The following is a 16,645-nucleotide window of genomic DNA, read 5'->3' on the forward strand; positions in this document are numbered from 1 at the left end:
ATGGTCAGGGCGCTTGAGCGCGGGAGACGACTCCAGGGGGGTCCTGAGTGCTCCGGAGGTGTCAACACACGGAGTCGAGCCTAATTGGCCCGCGCCACCTGTACCAGGCTGACATTGTCACAAGAAGGTCTCGGTGGCGGGTCGCCCGAAGTGGGACCCGCCTTATGCGGGCGGCGCGTCGCACGCGCCGCCCTTGACAGGGTTTATGCGGCTTCGCCGACTTCGAGGACGCCGGCGCGGCGGTTCCGGCGGGCGCCGGCGAGGTGGAGCAGGGACATGGCGACCTCGGGCTGCGCGAGTTCGGCGGGCGTGTACACCGGGGCGTCCATGCCCGCGGCGGCCTCCCTGACCGCCAGGGCGGACTGGGTGAGGCGGCCGCTCGCGGCGATGACGGGCAGTCCCAGACCGCGCAGGTGGTAGGCGCCGTAGCGGGCGCCCGCGGCGTCGGCGGCGGCGAGGACGACGCCGTCGACGAGCTCGCGCAGCACCGGGTACTCCAGCAGGGCGGAGGTCTCGGTCTGGAGGATGCCGTCGGCGATCTCCATGACCACGGCGTCCACTTCGCGGGCGGCGGCGTGGTGGTACAGCGTCTGCGCCAGTTCGGCGAGCTCGGGGATCGGGACTCCGGCGGTGGTGGCGTAGCCGCCGTCGGTGAAGTCGGCGGCCACGGCGGCCCCGGAGTCGCGGAACATCCACGGGTCGCCGCCCGCGCCGGTGCCGGTGACCTTGATGCCGCCGACGCGGTGCCCCGAGCGGTTCAGGCCGCGGATGACCGAGGCGGCGGTGGTGCTCTTCCCGGCGTTCATGGAGGTGCCCACGACGGTGATCACCGGCGGGTGGGCGCCGAGGCCGAAGGGGTTGAGCACGGAGTAGCGGCGCAGGTCGAGCGGGACGCCCTCGCGGTCGGCGAGCAGCCCGATCGCCTCGAGGGCGGTCGGCGGGGCCATGTCGGCGTGGCGGCCGGTGACCTTCCCGGCGACGCCGCCCGCGGCGACCAGGTCGACGGCGGTGAGGTCGGCCGGCACCACGGCCTCGTACTGGTCGGGGGCGTAGCGCTCACCGAAGGCCAGGAGCAGTTCGTCTCCCGGGTAGATGACCGACTTGCGTCCCGATCCGAGTTCGAGCCAGTTGTGGTGCCCGATGGCGTCCACCCGGGCGGCGAGGATGTTGCCGGGGCGGGGCGCGCATCCGTCGACGAGGGTGAGCCCGGGCGCGGCCGGGTCGACGTTGCGGACGGTATAGGCGATCTTCAGTCGGTTCACCAGATCGTGGGGGAATTCGCTAATGCGCATGCACACTCCTCATAGGACTAATAGGGGTCGACTGAAGAGCCCCTGTTCATGGAAGGACACAAACGGCCGGATTTCGAGACCGTGGTGGCAGGCTGCGAGTGCAGCGCTGTTGATGAGCGAATATTACGGTCTGCGGTCGGGCTTTGTAAAGGGCGGATTCGGTGAATGTGCGAAGGCGTCCAGACCACGTCGAAGGAAAGGGCCGAAACGGCGCCGATCCGGGGCGACTACAGTTCCCGGCCGCGTCCGGCGACCGCGCCGATGACGATCACGGCCGGGTGGTGGGCCTCGCTCGAGCCGAGCTCGGCGAGCGTGCAGGCGCGCACGGTCTGGTTCTTCGTCGTCGCGTTCTCGACGACGCGGACCGGGCTGCCCGCATCGCGTCCGCCCGCGATGAGCGCCTCGGCGATCGCGGCGCGGTTCTTGACGGCCATGAGGAGCACGAGCGTGCCGTTGGACTTCGCGAGCGCGTCCCAGTTGACGCGGCTCTTCGCGTCGCCGGGCGGGACGTGCCCGGTGACGACGGTGAAGTCGTGGACGATGCCGCGCTCGGTGACGCTGATGCCCGCGGCGGCGGGCCCGGCGATCGAGGAGGACAGGCCGGGGACGACCTCGACGGGCACCCCGGCCTCGATGCAGGCGTCGAGCTCTTCGGCGCCGCGGCCGAAGACGAAGCCGTCGCCGCCCTTGAGGCGGACGACGAACCTGCCGGCGAGGGCGCGCTCGACCATGACGGCGTTGATCTGCTCCTGCGTGGTGTGGCGGCCGTACGGCAGCTTGGCGGCGTCGACGACCTCGACGTCGTCGGCCAGCAGGTCGAGCAGCGCCTGGGGGGCGAGGCGGTCGGAGACGACGACCTCGGCCTGGCGGAGCAGTTCGAGGCCGCGCAGGGTGATCAGGTCGGCGTCGCCGGGGCCGGCGCCGATGAGGGCGACGCCGGGGGCGTGCCCGCCGCGGGTGCGGGGCGCGTCGATCTCGCCCGAGCGCAGCCGCTCGGCGACGGCGTCGCGGACGGCGGCGGCGCGGCCGGGGTCCCCCGAGGCGGCGACGGCGACGCTGACGCCGTCGAAGGCGGCGCGGGCGAGCGTCCAGGCGCCGGACGCCTCGGCGTCGTCGGCGCGGACGCACCAGATGCGGTCGGCCTCGGCCTCGGCGGCGACGGCGGCGTTGACCGCCGGGTCGTCGGTGGCGGCGAGGACGAACCAGGCGCCGGCGGTGTCGCCGCTCGCCCAGGGCCGCCGTTCCCAGTGGAGTTCGCCGGCCTCGGCGTAGTCGCCGAGGGTGGTGGTGACCTCCGGGGCGACGAGCCTGACGCGCGCGCCGGCCTCGAGCAGGCGGGGGACGCGGCGGGCGGCGATGGTGCCGCCGCCGACGACGAGCACCGCCTTGCCCTCCAGTCGCAGTCCGACCTCGTAGACCGACACGTCTGCCTCCTCCGTCACGTGCAGCTGACGACAAGGGTATGCGGATTTCGTCGCGGCCATCTAACCGGCACGTTGCGAGCCTGTTACGTGATGCGAGGGATTCTCATCTGACGCGAGTGGCGGGCGCTCGCACCGCCATGCGCGCCTTCATGAAAGCGATACCGACGACCGTGAGGTTTTTCACCTTTGAGCCGCCGTTGTGACCTAGGCTTGAGAGATGCGCGATCGATTCCGCCAGCGGCACACGTCCGGCGCCGACTCCGGGGGCACCGACGGTCCGAGCACGCACGCCGAGGGAGCCTACGCCCTCCTGCGCACCAGCCTGCTGTGCGGGCTGGCGGTGGCGGCGCTCGTGTTCCCGCTGGTGGCCATGGCCGGGCTGAGCGCCAAGGCCGGCTTCGACGCGATCGACGTGCTCTCCGAAGAGGTCGCCGAGACCGACCCGCCGCTGACCTCCTACGTGTACGCCGCCGACGGCGAGACGCTCGTGAGCCTGTTCTACGACGAGTTCCGCCGCGAGGTCTCCCTCGACGAGGTCGCGCCGGTGATGCAGCAGGCGATCGTGGCGGCCGAGGACTCCCGGTTCTACGAGCACAACGGCGTCGACTACCGCGGCATCATGCGCGCCGCCGTCGCCAACCAGAGCTCCGGCGGGGTCGAGCAGGGCGCCTCGACGATCACCATGCAGTACGTCAGGGGCGCCCTCCAGCTCAACGCCGAATCGATCGACGAGGTCATCGAGGCCACCGAGCAGACCGCGACGAGGAAGCTGCGCGAGGCCAGGCTCGCGATGGCCGTCGAGGAGCAGCTGAGCAAGGACGAGATCCTCGAGCGCTACCTCAACCAGGTCTACTTCGGCCACAACGCGTACGGGATCTTCGCAGCCTCCCAGGTGTACTTCTCCAAGCATCCTTCGGAGCTGGAGGTCCACGAGGCGGCGATGCTGGCCGCGCTCGTGCAGGCGCCCTCGTCGTACGACCCGATCACCTCGGACCAGTCCGCGGCGCTGACCCGGCGCAACTGGGTGCTCGACCGGATGGTCGAGGTCGACTACCTGTCCAGAGGGGACGCCTCGGAGGTGCGGGGCCTGCCGATCGAGCTCGACACGTCCGACCCGCCGAACTCGTGCATCGGCGTCGAGGGCACCACCAGCGACTACGGCTTCTTCTGCGACTACTTCCGGCGCTGGTGGCGGGCCCAGGACGCCTTCGGCGAGACCCCGGCCGACCGGGAGAAGGAGCTGCGCCAAGGCGGCTACACCGTCATCACCTCGCTCGACCCGGACCTCCAGGAACTGGCCAACGACACGGTCAACGACGCGAAGGGCCAGGACAATCCGCTCGCGCACGGCGCGGTGGTGATGGAGCCGGGCACAGGGCGCATCCAGGCGCTCGGCTTGAACCGGACGTTCTCCTACGACCAGTCCGACAACGGCCCGCACTCCAATCCGAGCTACGACAAGAAGGGCAACTATCCGAACACGGTGAACCCGGTGCTGGGCGGCGGGCCGACCGGCGGCTACCAGGCCGGTTCGACGTTCAAGATCTTCACGATGCTCGCCGCCCTCGACGAGGGCTACACGCTCGACTACGACATATATTCGCCGAACCGGGTCGCCACGAGCTTCGTGTCCTCGACGACGGCGTGCGGCGGGCACTGGTGTCCGAAGAACGGCTCGGCGTCGATGGCGGGCAACCGCGACATGTGGTCGGGCTTCGGCATGTCGGTCAACACCTACTTCGCGCAACTGATCGACAGAGTCGGGGCGGACAAGACCGTGGAGATGGCCGAGCGGATGGGCCTCCAATGGCGCAGCGAGGGCGACGCGTACTACGCCTCGGAGGAGCGGCGCGCCGGCTGGGGGCCGTTCACGCTCGGCGTCTCCGACGTGCAGCCGATCGAGATGACGAACGTGTTCAACACGCTCGCGGCCGAAGGGGAGTATTGCGAGCCGATACCGGTGCTGCGGGTCATCGACCCGAACGGCCAGGAGCTGGACGTGGCCTCGCCGCGCTGCCACCAGGAACTGGACGAGGACATCGCGCGCGCGGCCACCGACGCGGGCCGGTGCGTGACCGAGCAGGCGCGCCGGGGCGCGCAGTGCGGCGAGTGGGGCACGTCCGCGGTGGTCGGGGAGATCGTGGACCGGCCCGTGGCCGGCAAGTCCGGTACGACCGACGGCGACCGGGCCTCGTGGTTCCTGGGCTACACGCCGCAGTTGACGGTCGGCGCGTTCATGGCCGACCCGGACTACACCTTCAACCCGGTGGGGGCGTCGAACTCGGCGGTCTCGAAGGAGACGGTCGGCACGATCCTCAAGGAGGCGCTGGAGGGCGAACCGGTGGAGGAGTTCACGCCGCCGTCGGCGGAGATCCAGGGGAATTGACATCCTCCCCCGCTTGTAGGCAGGGGATTCCCGGCTTGNGGTCCGCGTATGCGGCCCGGCTACGGGTGGGTTCCTGTTTCGACGGACCGCGCCGGGTTTCCCCGGTCTTACCGGCCCTCCACAGGCGTTTCAGGTCTCCGCATGTCCCTCGGCGACCAGCCGCTCGCCTTCGCGGCGGATGTTGATCTCGGCGTTCACGTCCCGGTCATGCTCGGCCCCGCACCCGCACGACCACTGGCGCACTCTGAGGCCGTCCAGACCCTTGGGGCCGGTCAGCGCACCACAGGCTGAGCACAACTGGGTGGACGGAAAGAACCGGTCGACCTTGACGAACGTGCGACCCGCGCGGGCCGCTTTGGATTCCAGCCGCGCCAGAAACATCCCGAACGCGGTATCGTGGACCGACTTCGCGATCCGGCCTTGAGACAGGCCCTTGACATTAAGGTCTTCGACATACACGGCTTGGTTCTCGCCGATGATTATCTTGACCTGCTTGTTGAGCCAGTCGTCCCGCTTCGCCTTGGTCTTCTCATGAATCTTCGCCACGGCGATCCGGGCTTTGGCCCGGTTAGCCGATCCCTTCCGCTTGCGCGACAGCGCCCGCTGTGCTTTCTTGAGTTTTCGCTCCATGGCGCGGAAGAACTTGGGCGAGGCGATGGTCTTGCCACCGCGCAGAACCGCGAAGCTCTTGAGCCCGAGATCGATCCCGGTCTCCGCCTCAGGGATCGCAAGCGGTTCCAGCAAGTCTGCCTCGTCATCGACGGCCACCACGAAAGAGGCGTAGTACCTACCCGCAGCAGTCTTGACGATGGTCACCGAACTGGGCTTGACCGGGAGCTCGCGAGACCAAGCGACCTTGAGGTCGCCGACCTTCGCGATAGAGAGCCGCCCGTTGCCCTTGAGTCGGAAGCCGTTGCGGGTGTACCTGGCGGTCTGGGTGTTCGAGCGGCGCTTGAACCGAGGCGGCCCCACCTTCGTGCCGTTCCGCCTACCGCGCAGCGAGTCGAAGAAGTTCTTGTAGGCGGCATGGCAGTCACGCAGAGCTTGCTGCAACGGCACCGTCGACACTTGCGCAAGCCACGACCGCTCTGGAGTCTGCTTCGCGGCGGTTATGAGCCGCTTGTCCAGCTCGGCAGTGGTCGGGTAGGGCAGGCCCTCACGGTGCGCGGACTTCCTGGCCGCTACCGCATCGTTGTAGACGGTGCGCACACACCCGAACGTCCGCGCGAGCAACTGCCGCTGCGGGCGCGTCGGGTAGACCCGGAAGGCGTACCGAAGATGCACACCAAAACCGTAAAGAACGGGTACGACAATCCTGTCCTCCCAGTCCCGCTTCGCGGGATCACGAGCAGGCAATCGCCCTGCTCCCCCGACTCTCTAAAAGGAAGGGCCCTCTCCAAGCGGGGGAGGAAGTACCTCGTCCTCGTCCGCCTCGGCGTCTTCGCGCAGTTCGCGGCGGACCAGGACGACCCAGCCGACCGGCATCATCACGGCGAACAGCGCCCACTGGACGGCGTAGGAGTAGTTCTGCCAGGCGCGGAACGAGGGCGTCTGGAGCGGCTGGAAGCCCTCGGCCGGTTCGAGCTCGGCGATCCACGCGCCCCGCAGCTCGTAGTCGAGGTGCGCGCCGATCTGCTCGAGGTTGAGGCGCCGCCCCAGCAGGTACTCGTCCTCGGTGGTGACCGCGCCGCCTGAGGGCTCGCTCTCGTAGACGCGGCCGACGACGGTGACCTCGCCCTCGGGCGCCGCGGGGTACGCGGGCACCGAACCGGAGCCGCCGACGAAGCCGCGGTTCACCAGCAGCGCGGTGCCGTCGTCGAGGATCAGGGGGCTGACGATCTCGAAGCCGTTGACGCCGTCGTTGGTGCGGGCCCGCAGGACGATCTCGTTCGCGGTGTCGTAGGTGCCGGTGACCTCGACGAGCGTCCAGCGGTCGTCCTCGTCGAGCCCGGCCCCGGCCGCCAGCACCTCGTCAAGCGGAGCCGGATCGCCGGCCGCCTCGATCCGGGCGTTGGCCTCGGCGCGCTGCTCGGCGCGGCCCCACTGCCACTGGGACAGCAGCGCGCACACCACCACCGCGCAGACCGCGGCCGCGGTGAGCCCCAGCCAGCGAGCGGAGGCCAAGAACCGAAATCGCTCCAACACGCCGCCGAGTCTAGACCCGACCTATCATTACGGCTCATGAGTGATGTCGTGAATGCGGTGCGCGCCGCGATGCCCGGCGTGCGCGCCGACCTGGAGCAGCTGGTGCGGATTCCTGCGATCGCCTTCGACGGCGTCGACCACGAGCCGGTCCGCCGGGGCGCCGACGAGGTGCAGCGGCTCCTGACCGAGGCGGGGGCCGGCGAGGTCAGGCAGATCAGCCGCCCGGGCGGGCAGCCGAGCGTGCTGGCGCACTTCCCGGCGCCGGCCGGGCAGCCGACGGTGCTGCTGTACGCCCACCAGGACGTCCAGCCGGTCGGGGACCCGGCGCTGTGGATCCAGGACGACCCGTTCGAGCCGGTCGAGCGCGACGGGCGCCTGTACGGGCGCGGCGTCGCCGACGACAAGGCGGGCGTCATGGCGCACCTCGCGGCGCTGCGGGCCTACGGCGGGGAGCCGCCGGTGGGCGTGAAGCTCCTCATCGAAGGCGAGGAGGAGTTCGGCTCCCCCACGCTGGAGGCACTGCTGCGCGAGCACCGCGCCGAGCTCGCCGCCGACGTCGTGGTCATCGCCGACTCGACGAACTGGCGCACCGAGGTCCCCGCGCTCACCACGTCCCTGCGCGGGGTGATCAACGTCTACGTGGAGACGGTGCTGCTGCGGGGCGCGGTCCACTCCGGGGTCTACGGCGGGGCGGTGCCCGACGCGCTCACCGCGCTGTGCCGCCTGCTGGCGACGCTCCACGACGAGCACGGCGACGTGGCCGTCGACGGCCTGGTCTCGGGCGAGGCCGCCGAGCTGGACTACGACGAGGTGAAGCTGCGCGCCGAGGCCGGGATGCTGGAGGGCGCCGAGTTCATCGGGACCGGGCGACTGACCGACCGGCTGTGGACGAAGCCGACCGCGACGGTGCTGGGCGTCGACTGCCCGGGCGCGGCCGAAGCGGCGAACGCGCTCCAGCCGACGGCGCGCGCGAAGGTGTCGTTCCGGCTGGCACCCGGCGACAGCGCCGCGAACGCGCTCAAAGCGGTCCGGGCCCATTTCGAGGCGCACGCGCCGTGGGGTGCCGAGGTGCGGATCGTCCCCGAGGCGGGCGTCGGCGACCCGTGCGTGATCGACTCGACCGGGCCGGTGTTCGACGCGGCCCGGGCGGCGTTCGCCGAGGCGTGGGACGGGACCGAGCCGGTCGAGATCGGCATCGGCGGCTCCATCCCGATGATCGCCACGTTCCAGGAGCTGTTCCCCGAGGCGGCGATCCTGGTGACCGGTGTGGAGGATCAGCTGTCGAACCCGCACGGGCCCAACGAGTCGCTGGATCTGGAGATGTTCGAGCGGGTCTGCGTGGCCGAGGCGCTGCTGCTGGAGCGGCTCCGGCGCTGAACGGCGAGGGCTCCGCGGGGCGCTGCGCCGCGGAGCCCGGAGCGTCGGCTCAGAAGCTGTCGCGCAGTTTGCGCAGCAGCTTGGCGAGCGGGTCGCCGGAGGTCTCGAAGACGTCCTTGTAGGACTTGGCCGCGGCCCTGGCCTCTTCGGAGATGGAGGCGTCGGCGTCGCCGTCCCGCCTCGGGTAGTTCCCGGCCAGGTAGTCGCGGTACTCGCCCTCGTCGATCCAGTGCTTGAGGGCGGCGGCGCGGGCCACCGAGAAGTCGTGGCTGCGCTGTTCGAGCAGCATGAGCTTGAGGAAGCTGTCGCGCAGGTCGCCGCCGGTCTCGAACTCCTTGGCCTGCTCCAGGAACGCGGCGGTGTCCACGTCGGACAGGTCGCCGCCGCCGGCCATCTTGGCCATGACGCGGATCGCGGCGGCGGGGTCCTGGACGGCGAGCGTGCCGGCGCGGTCGGCCGAGAGCTCGGACTTGCGGCTCCACTCGGACAGGGCGGCGGTGATGACGCGCAGGCCGACGACGCCGACGGGGATCCACGCGACCGAGGTGGTCAGGCGCAGCAGCACCATCAGCAGCGTGCGGTACAGGCCGTGCCCGGACAGGGCGTGGCCGAGCTCGTGGGCGAGCAGGAACCGCAGCTCGGTCTCGTCGAGGACGTCGAGCGACCCGGAGTTGACGACGATGATCGGCTTGTCGATGCCGATGCACATCCCGCCGAGGTCGGGGTTGCGGGTGATGTAGAGCTCGGGCAGCTCGCCTTCGGCGTCGAGCGTGGCGGCGACGCCGAGATAGGCCTCGTGGACGCGCGCGTACTGGTGGCGGTCGACGCGGATGGCCGAGCCGAGGAAGGTCAGGCGCAGGGCCCGCTCGGAGACCAGGCCGGAGAGCTTGCGGAGCACGATGTCGAAACCGCGCAGTTCGCGGAGGGCGACCAGGGCGCCCCGGTCCGCCGGGTGCTCCCAGGCCCGAGTGGAGATGCCGCGCAAGACCACCGGTTCTCGGGGCGACTCGCGTGGCTCGACTGGACCGCCGCTGGGCGTGGATGGCTGCTGGTCGGACATGCCCGCTCCTCACAGATCGTCTGAGGCCAGTGTGACACAAAGCCCCCACTCGGCGGCCCGCCGCCGCCGAGCCGCCTCACGCCTCAACCGAAGCCGTTGGCGCGAGCGGGGGTCGCGACTCCACCGGTGTGGGACGCGTTCCGGCTCGCCAAGGGCCGCAAGCGGTCGGCAAGCGGTCTCGGACGACTCCCCACTTAGGTCTTGGTAACAACTTGGCGACAACACGCGGCACGGCGCTTGACACTCGCTTGCAGGGGGACTACTCATTGACTTGGGTCAGCAATTCCGGGGCGTCGAGAAGAATCATTTGGGGTGTTCTTCCGACGCCCCGTATCCGTGTGCCTGCTACCGGCAGGTATTCTTGCGCTGGCGTGGCGTCCGAATCACGAGCCCGCCGGGCGCCAGTAGCTCAGCTGGATAGAGCACCGGACTTCTAATCCGACGGTCGCAGGTTCGAATCCTGCCTGGCGCGCCCTGTCTTCCCAGTTCAGAGGCCGTATTCTCGCCACGATGTCCGCGCTCGGCGCGCACTGACGATCAGGACGTCCGACAGGGCCGGCTGCGACCTCTTACATACGCGAATCAGACCGGCAGGTCCCCGGGGAGACCGTCGCTTCGCCGCGACGTGGAACGGCTGCCTCCGGCGTGAGATCGCCGAACGAGCGATCGACGAAGACAAAGCGGGCGGCTCGCAGGCGGTCGTCGAGGCTGAGGGCGGTGCCTGTGGCGGTGTCAGGGTCGTGACAGGGCCGCGTCAGGACCGGGGGCGAGTGTTGTCGTCATGAGCGGGGGACGTCCCCGCGACACGACGATGAAGGAAGCGAACCATGACTGCTCGTACCGCCCCCTGGACCGGCCTGATCCCGACCGAGGACACCGCCCTGGCCTGCACCGACACCGGCGGCGACGGCACCGCGATCATCTACCTCAACGGCCAGTTCGCCACCCAGGGCTACTGGCGCAAGACCATCGCCGAGCTCGGCCCGCAGTGGCGCCACATCACCTTCGACGAGCGCGGCCGCGGCCGCAAGTCCAAGACCTCCTCGGACTATTCCCTGGAGGCCGCGGTCCGCGACGTGGACGCCGTCCTCGCCGCCCGCGGCGTGGAGCGGGCCGTGGTCGTCGGCTGGTCCTACGGCGCGGTCGTCGCCGCCCACTGGACCCACCGCAACCCCGCACGCGCCATCGGCACGGTCCTGGTCGACGGCTGCTTCCCGTACGACTGGATGGACGAGGCCATGGAGCGGCGGATCCGCACGCTGTTCAAGCGGATGCGCCCGGTCATGGCGCTGCTGCGCCCGACCGGCCTGACGCCGCGCCTCAACGCCGAGGAGCAGGCCGAGAGCAACATCGAGCTCGGCTGGCGCTCCCGCGCGGACACGCTCGGCCCGGTCCTGGACGCCATCGGGGTCCCCACCCGGTACGTGGTCGCCTCGGGCACCTCGCTCGGCAGCAAGGGCGAGGAGCAGGAGCGGATCCGCACCAGCCTGGCGGGCGTGACCGCCCGCAACCCGAACATCGAGCTCGCCGCGAAGGTCCCCAGCAACCACGGCGCGATCCTCCGCAAGGACTTCCGCGCCATCGCCGACGCGACCCGCCAGGCCGCCACCGTCGGCGCGAAGCGCGGCTAGGGCGATTCGGCGGCCTCATGGACCCGCCCCGCGGGGGCGCCACCTCCAGTAGCATCGGGTGGCACCCCCGCACGGATCGAGGAGCTGCATGTTCCGCCGTAAGCGCCCCGCACTGCGCTATTACCTGTACATCTCCGACACCAAGCTCGACATGCTGTTCGACCAGATTGATCCGAGGCAGCGGCGCAGACTGAGCGCCGAGGTCGACGTCGACTTGAAGCTCGCCGGCCTGCGACTGCGCGGGGCCGACAACGCCGCACCTGCCAGGACCGCGAAGCTGCGGTTGGTCGAGCGGTTCATCGAGCGGCACCACCGGGTCGGCACCGTCGACTCCCCCGGGGCCGAGTTCTTCCGCGGCACCATCGCGGCGCGATGGGGCTGGTTCCACGACGGCGAGGACTTCGACGGGCCCACGCGAGGCCGCAACACGGTCTTCTTCCGAGGCGAGAGCGGAGGGCACGTCGTAATGCTGGCCGGTTCGCGTCGGCATGTGCTCGGGGAGCAGCCCTCACCGGAGAACACGGATCTGACCGCCCATTCGGCGACGCCGAACATCATGGCGGTCATCTCGCGGCACATGGAGGGCACTCCCGCCGCGTTCCACCGATGGAACGCCCTGCGTTCCGACCCCGGGCCAGTCGGATCCGAGGACCAGGCGGCAGCGCACGACCCGCCCGAGCACGCCCTGCGCCACGCGGCGGACCTCATCGACCCGACCGGACCGGCCGAATGGATCGAGTTCCTGGCGATCCCGCTGGTGACGGACCCCCGCCGTCCCGCGGTGCTGGCGACCCCCTTGTACGTCGCACGGGGCCGTCCCGGGGATCAGGACGCCGCAGGGCCTGCCGGCTGACGACGCTCAGAGCTCTTCGAAGGTGACGCCCACTACTCCGTCCTTCTTGGTCAGCAGGGAGGTCAGGTCGGCCACCGCTCCCCTGCCGCGCAGGGTCAGGGTGGTGCTGCGCTCGCCGTTGTCGTGGTCGCGCTCGGTGCTGATCTCGCTGACGTCGAAGCCCTGCGCGGTGCAGGTGGACAGGGCCTCGGTGAGCGCGCCGGTCGAGGTGTAGACGAGGTGCAGCTTCCCCGAGTGCTGGGCGTGCTTGGCGATGATCCGCTCGACCGGGTTGAGGCTGACGACGACGATCAGCTGCATGGCCGTCACGGCGATCGCGATGGCCGGGAGCCCTGCGGCGCAGGCGATGCCGATGGCGGTGGTCCCCCAGATGGAGGCGGCCGTGGTCATTCCCATCACGAGGTTGCGCTGGATGAAGATCACGCCCGCGCCGAGGAAGCCGACGCCGGCCACCACTTGGGCGGCGATGCGGGCCGGGTCGACGCCGGGGGTGCCCTCGGGGACCTCGGCGAAGCCGAAGCGCCCGGCGGTGACGAACAGGGCCGCGCCGACGGCGATGAGCGCGTGCGTGCGCATGCCCGCGGCCTTGCCCTGGTATTCGCGCTCGGCGCCCACCAGAATGCCCAGGAGCATGGCCAGTGCGAGCAGGCCGAGCTGTTCCCAGAAGCCCATATGTACCTTTCATGCGTCTCGGGCGGGGGTGCCCGTGTCCCTAGCGTCCGCCCGGCATCATCTCACGGGCCTTGGTCTTGGCGCCCTGGATGAACACGTGCCAGGCGTCGGGGTCGCCCTTGAGCAGGGCTTCGGTGGTCGATTTGATCTGCGAGAGGGTGGCGTGCGGCGGGATCGGCGGCACGGACGGGTCGCATCGGACGTCGACGACGACGGGCTTGTCGGCCGCGAAGGCCCGCTCCCAGGCGCCGGCGAGCTCGGCCGGGTCGTCGACGGCGATCCCTTCGAGGCCGACGGCGATCGCGAAGTCCGCGTAGGAGATCTGCGGGAGGGACTGCGACTCCTCGAACTTGGGCGCGCCGCCCATGGCCCGCAGCTCCCAGGTGACCTGGTTGAGGTCGCCGTTGTTGAACACGCACACGACCAGGCGCGGGTCGCCCCACAGCTTCCGGTAGCGGCCGGCGGTGATGAGCTCGGCGAGGCCGTTCATCTGCATGGCGCCGTCGCCGACGAGGGCGACCGCGGGCCGGTCCGGGAAGGCGAACTTGGCGCCGATCGCGTACGGCACGGCGCAGCCCATGGTGGCGAGCGTGCCGGACAGGGACCCGCGCATGGTGCCGCGCATCTTGAGGTTGCGGGCGTACCAGTTGGTCAACGAGCCCGAGTCGGCGGTGACGACGGCGTCCTCGGGGATCTTCAAGGACAGCTCGTGGACGATCCGCATCGGGTTGACCGGTTCGGCGTCGAGCATGGCCTGCTGCTCGAGGGTGTCCCACCAGTCGGCGACGTTCTTCTCGACGTCCTCCCGCCAGCGCCGCCTGGGGCGGCGGTCGAGCTTGGGCAGGAGCGCGGCGAGGGTGGACTTCGCGTCGCCGACGAGGTTGACCTCCGTCGGGTAGCGCATCCCGATCCAGGCGCCGTCGAGGTCGATCTGGACGGCCTTGGCCTGCCCGAACTCGGGCAGGAACTGGCTGTAGGGCATGTTGGAGCCGACGATGAGGAGCGTGTCGCAGTCGCGCATGAGCTCGTAGCTGGGGCGGGTGCCGAGCAGGCCGATCGAGCCGGTGACGTAGGGCAGGTCGTCGGGCAGGACGTCCTTGCCGAGCAGGGCCTTGGCGATGCCCGCGCCGGTGGCCTCGGCGAGGAGCTTGAGCTCCTCGGCGGCGCCCCTGGCTCCTTGACCTGCGAGGACGGCGATCTTCTCGCCGGCGTTGAGGATCTCGGCGGCGCGGTCGAGGTCCGCTTCGTCGGGGTTGACGCGGGCGTGCTCGTGCCCCGGTTCGGAGGAGGGCACCTGCTTGAACTCGTGCCCGGGCGGGTGGTACGGCTCTTCCTGGACGTCGGCGGGGACGATGACGGCGGTCGGGGCCCGGTGGGCCTCGGCGGTGCGGAAGGCCCGGTCGAGCGCGATGGGCAGCTGCTCGGAGACGTTGACCTCGGCGAGGTACTCGGAGGCGACGTCCTTGAACAGGGCCTGGAGGTCGACCTCCTGCTGGTAGCCGCCGCCCATGGCGCTGCGGGAGGTCTGGCCGACGATGGCGACCACGGGCACGTGGTCGAGTTTGGCGTCGTAGAGCCCGTTGAGGAGGTGGATAGCGCCGGGCCCCGAGGTGGCGACGCAGACGCCGGTGCGGCCGGAGAACTTGGCGTAGCCGACGGCCTCGAACGCGGCCATCTCCTCGTGCCGGGACTGGACGAACCTGGGCTGGTTGTCGGCTTTGCCGAAGGAGGCGATGATGCCGTTGATGCCGTCCCCCGGATAGCCGAAGACCTGTTCGACGCCCCATTCGCGGAGCCTCTGGAGGATGTAGTCGCCGACTGTCGCGGCCATGGCGGGCCTCCCTGGATCGCTGCGTGCGGGACGGTCGGTTACCCGCCCGCGGCGCGCTCAATCCTCGTTCGCCTCAGGCGAGGAGGTCGTCCTCCCAGCCGTTGGGGCCGGTGCCCGGGCCTCTCGGGCCCTTGACGAGCCGGTAGTGCTCGGCGCCCGCCGCCTCGGCGCCGAGGCGCTCGCCGAGCACGGTGAGCCAGTCGCCCTCGGCGATCTGGGTGGGGTAGGCGCGCATGGCGGCCATCTTGCGCTCGGCGGCGGCCAGGTCGCCGCTGATGCAGGCGTCGACCTCGTCGTCGGCGGCGCCGAAGGGCAGCTCCTCGACGGAGGCGGCGCCTTCGAAGGGATTGTCGGTGGATCCGGCGAAGGCCTCGAAGTGCTCGACGAGGACGCTCCTGGGCACGGTGGTCCAGTACAGCTTGCGGGCCTCGTGGGCCTCGCCGAGCTCGGGCCGCCAGGCGGGGTCGGCGGCGAGTTCGGCGGCGCGCATGGCGACGCGGTGGGCCTGGATGTGGTCGGGATGGCCGTAGAAGCCGTCGGGGTCGTAGGTGACCAGGACTTCGGGGCGCCGGTCGCGGATGACCGGGACGAGCTGCGCGGCGGCCTCGTCGACGTCGGCGCGCCAGAACGCGCGCGGGTGGTCGTTCGAGGGCAGGCCCATCATGCCCGAGTCCCTCCAGCGGCCGACGCCGCCGAGGAAGACGGTGTCGCTCACGCCGAGGGCCTCGGTGGCGTGGCGGTACTCCCAGTAGCGGAACCCGCCGAGCTGGTCGGCCTCGGCGGCGGCGAGCATGGCGAGCTCGGGGACGCGGACCTCGCCCTCCTCGCCGAGGGTGCAGGTGACGACCGTGACGCGGGCGTCGGGCCGGGCCGCGTAGTGGGCGAGGGTGCCGCCGGTGCCGACGGTCTCGTCGTCGGGGTGGGCGTGGACGAAGAGGATGCCGCGTTCGGTCATGCGCCAAGGGTAGCGGCGCGAGGCGGCATCACGAGGCCACAGGGACCACACGCGCCACAGTGAAACCCATGAACGCTACCGATCGATTGAGAAAGTTGCTCGCTATTGTGATCAACCCCATGTCCTGAGCGTCGAACTATGACGCTATCCTGCGCTGAGCGAGCACTCAAGCCCGCGCTGTCCGGTATTTCCGCGCGAAGGGGCGCCGATGACCACCACCGACGACACGTCCGTCTCCTCACCGCCGCGCGCCGCGATAGCCACGCGCACCTTCAGGACCGACAAGTGGATGCGCGTCCCGGTGCTCACCGTCCTCGGCCTCACCGCGTGGGTCGCCTACGCGACCTTCCGCGTGTTCTACCAGGGCGACTACTGGGTGGCCGACTACCACTACCTGACGCCGTTCTACTCCCCGTGCGTCTCGGAGGGCTGCGTCCCCGAATCGGCCCACTTCGGACGGTTCCTGCCGGACCACCCGCTCATCCCCTACGCGGCGCTGAGCCTGCCGTTCCTGCTGGCGTTCCGGCTGACCTGCTACTACTACCGCAAGGCCTACTACCGCTCGTTCTGGCTCTCCCCGCCCGCCTGCGCCGTCCCCGACGGCCACGCCAAGTACACCGGTGAGACCCGCTTCCCCCTCATCGGGCAGAACCTGCACCGCTACTTCTTCTACGCGGCCTTCCTGATCTCGATCATCAACACCTGGGACGCGATTCTGGCCTTCCACTCCCCCTCGGGATTCGGCTTCGGCCTGGGGAACCTGGTGCTGCTGGCCAACGTGGTCTTCCTGTGGTGCTACACCTTCGGGTGCCACTCGTGCCGCCACATCATGGGCGGGCGGCTGCGGCACTTCTCGAAGCACCCGGTGCGCTACCGGCTGTGGACGGTGGCGAGCACCCTGAACAACCGCCACATGATGTGGGCCTGGATCACCCTCGCCTCGCTGGCGCTGACCGACTTCTACGTCATGGCGGTCGCGGCCGGCTGGATCGACGACCTCCGCTTCATCAACTAGAAGA

General features: G+C 70.3%; 13 protein-coding genes and 1 tRNA gene. 6 read left to right on the forward strand and 8 right to left on the reverse strand.

Features of this window, described 5'->3' with window-relative positions:
* Positions 1-203: 203 nt before the first annotated feature.
* Both YWW_RS30435 and cobA read right to left on the reverse strand, forming a co-directional pair.
* Entirely contained in the window at positions 204-1,292 is a 1,089-nt protein-coding gene (locus YWW_RS30435; RefSeq protein WP_051325810.1) for a DUF1611 domain-containing protein, read from the reverse strand.
* Between the two features lie 227 nt (positions 1,293-1,519).
* Complete coding sequence (gene cobA / locus YWW_RS0114145; RefSeq protein WP_245595428.1) at positions 1,520-2,716, reverse strand: uroporphyrinogen-III C-methyltransferase; 1,197 nt, start codon at positions 2,714-2,716, stop codon at positions 1,520-1,522.
* 217 nt (positions 2,717-2,933) lie between these two features.
* Between cobA and YWW_RS0114150 the strand changes: the two genes are divergently transcribed.
* A complete protein-coding gene (locus YWW_RS0114150) occupies positions 2,934-5,102 on the forward strand; it encodes a transglycosylase domain-containing protein (RefSeq protein WP_081687455.1) in 2,169 nt (722 codons plus the stop codon).
* 129 nt (positions 5,103-5,231) lie between these two features.
* Here the strand turns inward: YWW_RS0114150 and YWW_RS0114155 are convergent, their stop codons facing one another.
* Positions 5,232-6,386 carry an RNA-guided endonuclease InsQ/TnpB family protein gene (locus YWW_RS0114155; RefSeq protein WP_026930628.1) on the reverse strand — a complete coding sequence of 385 codons (1,155 nt, stop codon included), beginning with the start codon at positions 6,384-6,386 and terminating at the stop codon, positions 5,232-5,234.
* 93 nt (positions 6,387-6,479) lie between these two features.
* A complete protein-coding gene (locus YWW_RS30440) occupies positions 6,480-7,247 on the reverse strand; it encodes an SURF1 family cytochrome oxidase biogenesis protein (RefSeq protein ID WP_081687456.1) in 768 nt (255 codons plus the stop codon).
* A 36-nt stretch (positions 7,248-7,283) separates the two neighbouring features.
* On the opposite strand from YWW_RS30440, the gene YWW_RS0114165 reads away from it, so the two are divergent.
* The gene (locus tag YWW_RS0114165) at positions 7,284-8,624 is read left to right on the forward strand and encodes a dipeptidase (RefSeq protein WP_026930629.1); all 1,341 of its coding nucleotides are present in this window, start codon (positions 7,284-7,286) and stop codon (positions 8,622-8,624) included.
* A gap of 49 nt (positions 8,625-8,673) precedes the next feature.
* On the opposite strand, the gene YWW_RS0114170 is transcribed toward YWW_RS0114165, so the two are convergent.
* A complete protein-coding gene (locus YWW_RS0114170; protein ID WP_051325813.1) occupies positions 8,674-9,684 on the reverse strand; it encodes a M48 family metallopeptidase in 1,011 nt (336 codons plus the stop codon).
* Between the two features lie 398 nt (positions 9,685-10,082).
* Between YWW_RS0114170 and YWW_RS0114175 the strand changes: the two genes are divergently transcribed.
* The 3 genes from YWW_RS0114175 to YWW_RS34140 all read left to right on the forward strand — a co-directional run bounded on the left by YWW_RS0114175 (position 10,083) and on the right by YWW_RS34140 (position 12,168).
* Positions 10,083-10,156 (forward strand) — tRNA-Arg (locus YWW_RS0114175).
* A gap of 355 nt (positions 10,157-10,511) precedes the next feature.
* The gene (locus YWW_RS0114180; RefSeq protein ID WP_026930631.1) at positions 10,512-11,315 is read left to right on the forward strand and encodes an alpha/beta fold hydrolase; all 804 of its coding nucleotides are present in this window, start codon (positions 10,512-10,514) and stop codon (positions 11,313-11,315) included.
* A gap of 88 nt (positions 11,316-11,403) precedes the next feature.
* On the forward strand, positions 11,404-12,168 hold the full coding sequence (locus YWW_RS34140) for a DUF7019 family protein (RefSeq protein WP_051325814.1): 765 nt from the start codon (positions 11,404-11,406) through the stop codon (positions 12,166-12,168).
* Between the two features lie 6 nt (positions 12,169-12,174).
* Here the strand turns inward: YWW_RS34140 and YWW_RS0114190 are convergent, their stop codons facing one another.
* The 3 genes from YWW_RS0114190 to mshB form a co-directional block, all read right to left on the reverse strand.
* Complete coding sequence (locus YWW_RS0114190; protein ID WP_026930632.1) at positions 12,175-12,840, reverse strand: MgtC/SapB family protein; 666 nt, start codon at positions 12,838-12,840, stop codon at positions 12,175-12,177.
* 40 nt (positions 12,841-12,880) lie between these two features.
* A complete protein-coding gene (locus YWW_RS0114195; protein WP_026930633.1) occupies positions 12,881-14,671 on the reverse strand; it encodes a thiamine pyrophosphate-requiring protein in 1,791 nt (596 codons plus the stop codon).
* 73 nt (positions 14,672-14,744) lie between these two features.
* The gene (gene mshB, locus YWW_RS0114200; RefSeq protein WP_026930634.1) at positions 14,745-15,626 is read right to left on the reverse strand and encodes an N-acetyl-1-D-myo-inositol-2-amino-2-deoxy-alpha-D-glucopyranoside deacetylase; all 882 of its coding nucleotides are present in this window, start codon (positions 15,624-15,626) and stop codon (positions 14,745-14,747) included.
* A gap of 208 nt (positions 15,627-15,834) precedes the next feature.
* Here mshB and YWW_RS0114205 point away from each other — a divergent pair, with 208 nt between their 5' ends.
* Positions 15,835-16,641 carry a hypothetical protein gene (locus YWW_RS0114205; RefSeq protein WP_026930635.1) on the forward strand — a complete coding sequence of 269 codons (807 nt, stop codon included), beginning with the start codon at positions 15,835-15,837 and terminating at the stop codon, positions 16,639-16,641.
* Positions 16,642-16,645 lie beyond the last annotated feature (4 nt).

The organism is Glycomyces tenuis DSM 44171, assembly GCF_000427885.1.
In the GTDB taxonomy this organism is placed as follows: Bacteria; Actinomycetota; Actinomycetes; order Mycobacteriales; family Micromonosporaceae; genus Glycomyces; species Glycomyces tenuis.